This is a genomic window from Candidatus Angelobacter sp. (genome assembly GCA_035607015.1).
GTDB lineage: Bacteria > Verrucomicrobiota > Verrucomicrobiia > Limisphaerales > AV2 > AV2.
The window spans coordinates 1-9,022 of sequence record DATNDF010000306.1 but is presented as its reverse complement, the minus strand read 5'-3'; the positions used below and the strand labels follow the sequence as shown (position 1 = coordinate 9,022).

The 9,022-nt window shown below is 59.8% G+C and carries 7 protein-coding genes; 3 read left to right on the top strand and 4 right to left on the bottom strand.

Annotated features, from left to right (window positions below):
* Nucleotides 1-492: 492 nt before the first annotated feature.
* Together VN887_12230 and VN887_12225 are read left to right on the top strand one after the other, a co-directional pair.
* Nucleotides 493-660 (top strand): hypothetical protein, encoded by a 168-nt coding sequence (locus VN887_12230; GenBank protein ID HXT40771.1) that lies wholly within the window; start codon nucleotides 493-495, stop codon nucleotides 658-660.
* A gap of 6 nt (nucleotides 661-666) precedes the next feature.
* Complete coding sequence (locus VN887_12225; protein ID HXT40770.1) at nucleotides 667-2,988, top strand: PA domain-containing protein; 2,322 nt, start codon at nucleotides 667-669, stop codon at nucleotides 2,986-2,988.
* A gap of 116 nt (nucleotides 2,989-3,104) precedes the next feature.
* On the opposite strand, the gene VN887_12220 is transcribed toward VN887_12225, so the two are convergent.
* Entirely contained in the window at nucleotides 3,105-4,709 is a 1,605-nt protein-coding gene (locus VN887_12220; GenBank protein HXT40769.1) for a sulfotransferase, read from the bottom strand.
* Between the two features lie 100 nt (nucleotides 4,710-4,809).
* On the opposite strand from VN887_12220, the gene VN887_12215 reads away from it, so the two are divergent.
* A complete protein-coding gene (locus VN887_12215) occupies nucleotides 4,810-5,286 on the top strand; it encodes an adenylyl-sulfate kinase (protein ID HXT40768.1) in 477 nt (158 codons plus the stop codon).
* 44 nt (nucleotides 5,287-5,330) lie between these two features.
* Here VN887_12215 and VN887_12210 read toward each other — a convergent pair whose 3' ends face one another.
* The 3 genes from VN887_12210 to VN887_12200 form a co-directional block, all read right to left on the bottom strand.
* Nucleotides 5,331-6,803: a DUF1501 domain-containing protein gene (locus VN887_12210; protein ID HXT40767.1), complete on the bottom strand. Its 1,473-nt coding sequence runs from the start codon at nucleotides 6,801-6,803 to the stop codon at nucleotides 5,331-5,333.
* A gap of 25 nt (nucleotides 6,804-6,828) precedes the next feature.
* Complete coding sequence (locus VN887_12205; GenBank protein ID HXT40766.1) at nucleotides 6,829-7,371, bottom strand: hypothetical protein; 543 nt, start codon at nucleotides 7,369-7,371, stop codon at nucleotides 6,829-6,831.
* Nucleotides 7,368-9,022 (bottom strand): DUF1553 domain-containing protein (locus tag VN887_12200; GenBank protein ID HXT40765.1); only part of this gene is annotated, 1,655 nt, incomplete at its 5' end. The genes VN887_12200 and VN887_12205, both read right to left, overlap by 4 nt.

Here is a 9,022-nt window from a genome sequence, read left to right as displayed (position 1 = left end):
AACAGGAAGGGCAATCGCGGTCAATCCCTTAATTACTATTGTTTCCCGGTTGTAAGGTTGCTTTCGGTTGCGCCGCCAATCCTGACCCGGCACCATCGAATTGCTAGCGCGTGCTACCTGGCTCGGCCCGTCAAACCCGTTCATTCCTTCGGATCCAAAGCGGGCGGATTTCACTTCCAGAGCACTCCCGAAAGAAACCGGGCCGCGCGCCGGGCCGCGCGAAAGTTGTGAACCTGTCCGTGGCCTTGCGGTCGGACGTTGAATGCACAGCTTGGACGCTGCTTGGACACCAGCCCCACGACCGCCAGATTGCGTCTCGAATGGTTAAGCGCTTGGCACCGCCATCCTGTTACAGTCATGTGACGGGGTTGCGCCGGTCAGTCCCCCAAGACGGGCTATTGTCCGCGGGCACCTCCGTCGTAAACTGCCACCATCATCGCAAAAAATGGCGAACCATCGACAGCCGCAACCGGCTGTGCTGTCCGCGTTTTCATGCAAGAAGACGCGACAACCTGCGGCGGGATTTACGTTGACCGGGTTGCGGTGGCAATGGCCATCATCGCCATCCTTGCGTCGCTGCTGTTGCCTGCAATTGCGAAAGCAAAGGAACAAGGCCAACAGCGCGGGTCTCAATTACAGAAATGCGTCGACGAAATCTGAATAATCATGAGAAACAACAGATCAACAAGAAAAATGGGGTTGGCCGTACTGGCGGGCGGGCTGACATTCGTTGGGGGAGCCGACGCAACCGAACTGATCCTCGACGGCAGCTTTGAGAACACCGTCAACAGCAGTCAACCAATTATCAAAGTGGGTGGCTCGCCTTCGCCCGGAGTGGGTGGCGGCTGGAGCACCTTCAGCACCTACCTCTACTCGACCTTCTATGCCTTGCCGGGACCGACCAATTGTGGTCTCCAGTTTTTGCGACCGTACCCTACGGGCGTCTCAGGGGTGGCCCAAAGCAGTCAGACAGTGGTGCAGTCGGTCAGTCTGACGGCCGCAACGGGTCTTACTCCCGTGAAAATCGACGCTGGGCAGGGCCGATTTACGATGTCCGCGTGGTTCAGCAGCTACCTGAGTCAGGGGGACTATAGCGAATTGACCCTGGAGTTTCTGGATGGCGCGAATGCGGTTCTGAGTGGACCGACGCCACTGGGCGGTTTTGACTTTGTGGCGGCTCTGCCGACCGGGCCAACCCCGGGTGCCAACCCAAAGTACACGGATGCCAAGGATTGGGGCCAAGATGTGCGGTCGGGCACGATTCCAGTTGGTGCCCGCACTGCCCGGGTTACCATCCAATCCACCTCGATATCTGGATCGCCGGATGGTTATGTTGATCTGGTTTCGCTCGACGTGGTGGATACCAGCGCGACGGGACCGATCGTGAGCAGCGCGAATCCTCCGGATAACGCGATCAGTGTCGGCCCGGTGGTCAACATTAGTTTCGCGTTGCAGGACGGAGCCACGGCGGTCAATACCAACTCGATCAAGTTGTCAGTGGACGGCGCCCTGGTGTCGCCATCAATTCAGAAAGTGGATACCAACACCTTCGTTCAGTACGCGGCGGGACTTTTGCCGTCACTTTCCTCGCACACCAACCAGATCGTCTTTAGTGACAATGGAACGCCGGTGACAACTCAAACGAACCGGTTCCGGTTTACGGTCGCCGACTATCTGACACTGCCGGCGAATCTGGGAAGCCCGCTCGGTTCGGAAGACGCTTTGAAGCCGGGGTTTGATGTGCATGTGTACCAGGTGGACAACTTTCTGGCGGTGGATCCGGTGCCGTTACAGCCGAACATACCCGAAAGTGTTGAATTCTCGGAATCGGTTCTCGCTGGATTGGCCGGCGCCAACGTGGCGGACCTTACGGGCGCATCTTCGGGAAACCTGTTTACCATCCCGGACGTCATCAATTGGATCAACTCAAGTGGCGCCACAGCCAATTTCCCGAATGACGGAGCGTTCCCGGGAATCCCTGGAACATTGGGGAACGAGGACAGTTTCATCAACGAGGTGCAGACATTCTTACGCTTTCCGGCGAGCGGATATTACCAGATGGGCATCAACAATGAGGATCAGTTCCGGCTGACGGCTGCGACCGCCGGGACAACGACGCTCGCAATGGTGTCTCCCACCAACCTCGTCATTCCTTGTGTGGCCATCGCGACCAATATCACCCAGCTTCAGTTTGGCGGCAGCCTGCCCTCGAACCCGCTGACGGCTCCGGTTGTGTACGGAACTCCAAGCGGCAACCCGGACGACGCCTGTCAGATCGGAACCAACACGGCGCTGGCCGGCAAGATCGTTCTGTTGGATCGCGGAAGCTCGGTCGCAGGTTGCTCATCAGCCGATATCGCCAAGCAGGCGCAACTGGCGGGCGCCGTGGCCGTCCTCGAGATCACGCCCGGCGACGCCGGTTTTCCTTTCCGGCTGGGGGACGCCGATCCGACCGTCCAAATCCCCGTGGCGGTGATCGCTGAGAATTATGGCGGGGCGCAGCTTAAAAACTATTTGACCAACGGCACTCCAGTCTCAGCCGTGATCCAGGGGGACACCCATCCGCGGATCGCGGAATGGAACGGGCCGAAGGGATTCGGTGCGGTGGACGTCCTGTTCGGCTTCGCGGTGCCTACGGCAGGGGTTTATCCGATGCGACTGGTTACCGGGCATGGCGGTTTACCCAGTTCGATCAATGCCGATCTTGAATTCTTTTCCATACTGCCCGACGGTACTCGAATCCTGGTCAATGACACTTCCAATCCGAACGCGCTGCTGGCCTTCCGTGCCCGCACGGCCGTGACGCTGCCGGTAATGAATCCGCCGGTGCTGGCGAACGGCCAGGTGACAATCTCATGGACCGGCACTGGAACACTTCAGGAGGCAACTGCCGTGACTGGATCGTGGAACCCGGCGCCGAGCCAGAACAATCCACAAACCGTTCAGGCGATCGGCGCGGGGAAATTCTATCGCATTCAACAACCTTAGAAGCCCCGGCGACCTGGGATCTGTTCGGAAGCGTTTCCAAGCGGACCCGGACCGGGTGTCGGGAAACTGCGGTAGTCGGCCAGTTGATGCTTAAAGCCGGCAACGGCGCGTGCTGCTCAATACTCAAAGGCATCGATCGACGGTTGGAGTGCGGGCAGGCTGGGCGCGAGGAATTTCTCGTAGTGTTTCCACCGGCCAATCGCGCGAGTGTACAAGGGCTGGCTTACCGCCTCGTACGTCGGAGACGCGACTGCCTTCCGCTGGAGCCGTTCGCGGTAGTTCAGCACGTCCGGTTCCCAAGGCAGGCCGAGGAAATCCACGGCGCGCCGGGCTTCCTTTTCCAAGTCTGCCACCGTGTCCTCGTAGCGAACCTGCAACCACGGTGAAGTGATCATTTCCCGCAGTTTTCGCCAGACCTTCATGTCGGTGGCGTAACGCTTGGCCGCGCGTTCAAGGGTCAGGAAGCACACGCTGTTCGGATTGAGCGGCAGATATTGCATGAAAGAACTGATCACCACGTCGCGCGGATCCCGCAGGGCGATCAGCAGCCGCGCTTCCGGGAACAGTCGCAGGAATCCAGGGAGGACGAGCGTCAACGTTGGGTTCTTGTCCAGATGGATGCGATCGCCGATGGGTTCGTTCAACGCTGCCGCCATGTATTTGAAGTATCGCTCTCGAAGAGTGGCGAGGCGTTCTTCTGGAATCGCATCGAGCGCGTTCACGGTCGGCAACGGCGTCGCGGGCGTCAGCCACATGGCCGGAAAGATGTCGCGGGCGAACGCCTCGCGCTCGTCGGAACTGACCAGTCCGGGGTGGCTGTCGAGCACCTGCTCAAGCAGTGTCGTGCCGGATCGCGGAAAGCCGGCCAGCGCGGACGCTTTCCACGCCGGTCGCGAACGGGCGGATTCCTGCCACCGTCGGAAGTGTGCGGGCGTAAGCGACTCCGTCAGTTGGCACAAATGCTGGAGCACCGTTTCCGATTCCTGCCGCGTGGGGCCCTCGTGTTGCAGGAGAATCTCTTTGCAACTCATCATCGAGGTCATGGCCGGTTCATATTCCTCCCGCCGGTCGAGCAGCTGAGCGATTTCGGCCCACGCCTGCGCACGCAGCATTGGATGGGCGTGTTCATTGACGGCAAGATTACGAAGCAGTGACTCCGCGGCAGCCTCCTCCTTCATCCGTCGCAGAAGCCGGGCCTTGAACAGGTGCGCTTCCAGATAATCGGGATCTCCACGCACACAGTCTTCGATCAGCCCACGCGCCTCGTCCAGACGGTGGCGGCGCTCGTAGAGGATCGCCAACTCGAGATAGGCATCCGGAATCTCCCGCGTCATGGCCAGCACCCGCCGGAAACAGTCCATCGCCTTGTCAGGCCTGAAGATCATCCGGTAACTCTGCCCGGCGAGGTGGAGGACATCGGCCTGCCGGGCGCCCTGCTTCATCAGACCGTCCAGCATTGCTTCGGCGCGCGAAATCTCAAATCGCGCCCCGAGCGCGCGGCTGCCGTCGATCCGGGCGACCAGATTCTGGGGATACTTTCGAACCGCCGTCTCAAACAATCGCAGCGAATCATCAAACCGATTGTGCTGCCAGAGCGCCCGCGCCTGTCGCAACTCCGGCAGGTCGGACCCAAGTCCGGGTATCATGTGCCGGTCCTTTGCCTGAGCAGGGCCATGCGCCGGATGACGGCGTGCATCCCGGGCACGGCGATTCTTGCTCATGCCTTGAGCCTAACCGGAGGCACGGCAGTTGTGGAGGGGGAAAACGGTGGCGTTTCGAACGCGGGTTGCCGGGTGGAACAAGTGTGAACGCTGAATCCTCTTGCATCCTTCCAGATTCATCCTTGAAGTAACCGGCGTGATCTACTGGTTTACCGGTCAACCGGGATCGGGGAAGACCACTCTTGCGATGGCACTCAAGGTGGCTCTGCAAAAGGCTGGTCATCCGGTTATTCACCTGGACGGAGAATTCCTGCGCGAGCTGATGGCCAACAGAGACTTTTCGGAAACAGGCCGGATCAGGAATATCAGAGCGGGTCAGCAACTCGCGATGAAACTTCACGACGAAGGAATCGTCGTTGTCGCTTCCTTTGTTTCACCCTACCGCGAAATGCGTGAAGAGTTCAAAAAAAGAAGCAGAGTGCTTGAGATCTACGTCCACACCACTGAAGTCCGGGGCAGGGAAAACCACTTCGCTGTCGGCTTCGAGCCGCCTTCGCAGGATTTTCTGGATTTGGATACGACCGGTGTTTCCGTGGAAGCGTGCATCCAAAAAATCCTGCACGCGAAACGTGCCTGAACAGCGCGCCGTCGTGGCAAAACATGCCCGGTCAACCTGGCGGTTCAGGCCAGAATTCCTTTGACCAATTCGCCTTCGTCTGCCGGCCCTATCAGGCGCTGGTTCAATCCCTGGAACCGGAAGCTGAGTTGTTTCGCGTCGAAACCGAGCAGATGGAGAATGGTTGTCTGCAGATCGCGCACCGACGTTTTGCCTTCGACGATGCTGTAGCCCAGCTCGTCGGTTTCACCATAGACGATGCCGGGTTTGATGCCGGCGCCCGCCATCCAGATGGTGAAACAATGAGGATGGTGATCGCGGCCGAGAAAGATGGAGCCACCGCGCGCCTCGTTCATCGGCGTGCGCCCGAATTCGCCGCCCCAGACGACGAGCGTTTCATCGAGCAGGCCGCGCTGTTTGAGGTCTTTGATGAGCGCGGCGCAGGCGCGGTCCACGTCCCGGCATTTTTTCGGGAACTGATTGAGCAGATCGTCCCCCGCGCCGGTGCCGTGAATGTCCCAGCCCCAGTCGTAAAGTTGCACGTAGCGCACGCCGCGTTCGACGAGCCGCCGCGCGAGCAGACAGTTGTTCGCAAAACTCGCTTCGCCCGGTTTGGTGCCATACAGTTCGTGGATCGGCTGCGGCTCCTTGGAAATGTCGAAGACTTCGGGCACGGAAATCTGCATTCGATACGCCAGCTCGTATTGCGCGAGGCGGGTCACGGTCTCGGGGTCACCGAACTGCTTTGCTTCGATCTCATCCAGCTTGTCGAGTGCGTCGAGCGTGCGGCGGCGGCTCGATCGGTCCATGCCCGCGGGATTGTTCGCAAACAGAATCGGTTCACCTGCCGACCGGCATTGCACCCCTTGATAGACCGACGGCAAAAAGCCGCTGCCCCAAAGGCTTTTGCCACCCGTCGGGTCCGTGCCTCCCGAAAGCAGCACGACGAATCCGGGCAGGTCCTGGTTCTCCGTGCCGAGGCCGTAGGTGAGCCACGAACCCATCGACGCCGCACCTGCGCGCGGCGAGCCGGTGTAGATGAACAGCTCGGCGGGCGCATGATTGAACTGGTCGGTCCACATGGATTTGATGATGGCCACGTCGTCCACGATCTCGGCGAAGTGCGGGAGCGTCTCACTCACCCATGCGCCGCTCCTCCCGTGTTGCGCGAACTTGTACGGCGAACCGAGCATCTTGGGCACGCCCTTGATGAAGGCAAAGCGCTGGCCCTTGAGCAATTCCTCCGGACACGGCTTCAGGTTCAGCTCCGCGAGCCTGGGTTTCCAGTCGAACATGTCGAGCGACGGCGGCGCGCCGGACATGTCGAGGTAAATGACGGATTTCGCCCTTGGCGCGAACGGCGGTTTCTTCGGCGCCAGTGGATTCACAACGTTGAACGCGGGGGCGGAGCCGGCAACGCCATTGCGCGACAGCAGGCCGCCGAGCGCGATGGCGCCGAGGCTCAGGCCGGACTTGCAGAAGAACTCGCGGCGCGTGACGGCGCGGGTGTTTTCAAGACGGAACGAAAATGGTTTCATGAGTAAGTCTGTTCAAAGTAAAATTCTACTGTGCATTCAAATCATTCCAATGTTGGTACTCTTCGGAAAGCTCGTTAGAACGCTTCGTGTAACCGAGAAGTTTCGAATCGTTCATTTGGTTGTCCTTCAAAGTCCGGGGCAAAATGAGCATTTGGTAAACTGTCTTCGAGTCGAGACCTTCTCTTTGTTTCCTGCGGATGAATTCTCTGAAATTATCAGACCCTTCGTAGCGTTGAGCGAAATCGTTCATGGATCCGCGACGTCCTATTGCACATCCTGCCCACGACGTGCCGAACCAAATATACGGCGATCCTTGCGCGAATATCCAATCGTGCGTGTGATTCACCGGGGCAAAGTCCCGCAAAGTGCGTGACTTCTCTTCGATCGTCCGTTGGAAGGAAACTGGAATGGCAAACTCAGGCCAAACCCCAGCGTACCACTGATACACGTGCTTCTTGGAGAGGCAGTCTGAGCATTGATAACTCTTGCGTTCCTTGTAGATAAGAAACGGGGACAGCAGCAATGAGGTGGCCAGCCCGGCGACGATCGTTTTCCGTAGCGGGTTCATCCTTTCGTCAGCACTCCGTCCAAATTTAATAGCACATTCGCCACCGAGGTCCACGCGGCGGCTTCAGCGGCGCTCAAACCGTCGGGCAACGGGCCGAGCGGTTCTGTCGCCAGCTTCTTCGCATCTGCGTCGTCGTTACGGTAGTGCGAGAGTTCCTTCTCGTAAAGTTCGACAAGCGTTTTGACCTGTTCGTCTTTCGGCGGACGAGCGAGGCAAAGTTGCAAACCATAGCGGACGCGGTCGGCAATGGTTTCACCGCCTTCATTTATCAGCCGGCGGCCCAAAGCCTGGGAGGCTTCGACATAGACCGGATCGTTGAGGGTAACGAACGCCTGGAGCGGAGTGTTCGTGTGAATGCGGCGGACGGTGCAGGTCTCGCGGCTCGGCGCGTCAAACGTGGCCATGCTGGGGTAGGGCACCGTGCGGCGCCAGAATGTATAGAGACCGCGACGGTGGCGGTCCTCACCCTTGCTCGTCGCCCACGTGCGTTCGCCATTGAATGCCGCGCGCCAGAGACCGTCGGGTTGCCATGGATACACCGATGGCCCGCCGATTTTTCGGCTCAGCAGACCGCTGAGTGCAAGAGCTTCGTCGCGCACCATCTCGGCATCGAGGCGGCGTCGCGGCCCGCGCGACAGCAACCGGTTGCGCGGGTCCTTCTCCAACAACTCGGGCGCAATGCGAGACGATTGCTGATAGGTTGCACTCATCACCATTGTCTTCAGAATCGCTTTCACGTCCCAGCCGTTGTCCCTGAACTCGACGGCCAGCCAGTCGAGCAATTCGCGGTGGCTCGGCAGCGAGCCTTGCGTGCCGAAGTCCTCCTCGGTCTCGACGATGCCTATGCCAAAAAGCTGCGCCCACAGTCGATTGACAGCAACCCGCGCGGTCAGGGGGTTGTCACGGCTCATCAACCATTCAGCCAGGCCGAGCCGGTTGGTCGGCGCGCCCGCGGGAAGAGCGGGAAACGCGGCGGGGACGCCTGCCTCGACTTTGTCGCCGGGGTCCAGGAAATTGCCCTTGTGCAAAACGTGCGATTCGCGCCGTAGGTCAGCGGCAAGTTCGCGCATCACCGGAACGGCCACCGGCCTGATGTCATCGAGTTCCTGGCGCAACTGTTTCAGATGCTCGTCGATTCGGGCCAGCGATGGCGCAAAGTCCCGGAAATAACCGGCCAGGTCCGCGCGCTGTTGGTCGGTGCGCTCCGGCGATCTCGTCGCCAGGATTGTTTTGATGCTTTCGGGAAGCTCCCGCACCGGCGGCGGATGCGTCGTGACCGAAAGGCGGAAATGACCGATGGCCTGATTCACGCCGGATTTCAACTTCAGCGTGAAGATCAACATGGATCCCGGTTCGCGGATCGGGCTGCCGTCCAGTTCAAACGACGCCGCGTGTGCCGCGCCTGTCCGGCCGCCGACGCTCCAGCCGTTCTTCGTGTCACCATTGCCGTCGACGGCCTTGGAGACTTCATAACCGTCTTCACTGAAATCGGCGGACGCATTTTGAAGCCGGACCTCCTTTTCCGCCGGAACGCGGAATCGCGTGGATGGGCTGGGCACGGCGTTGATGTTTCGTTCCCAGACGATTTTCCGCTGTGCATCGAGCGCGACCACTTTGAAATCGGCGAGGCGTGTGCTGAAGCCGCGGTCGG

Coding starts and splice junctions, on each gene's coding strand:
- VN887_12230 (HXT40771.1), top strand. CDS start 493: ATGCAAGAAGACGCGACAACCTGCGGCGGGATTTACGTTGACCGGGTT.
- VN887_12225 (HXT40770.1), top strand. CDS start 667: ATGAGAAACAACAGATCAACAAGAAAAATGGGGTTGGCCGTACTGGCG.
- VN887_12220 (HXT40769.1), bottom strand. CDS start 4,709: ATGAGCAAGAATCGCCGTGCCCGGGATGCACGCCGTCATCCGGCGCAT.
- VN887_12210 (HXT40767.1), bottom strand. CDS start 6,803: ATGAAACCATTTTCGTTCCGTCTTGAAAACACCCGCGCCGTCACGCGC.
- VN887_12205 (HXT40766.1), bottom strand. CDS start 7,371: ATGAACCCGCTACGGAAAACGATCGTCGCCGGGCTGGCCACCTCATTG.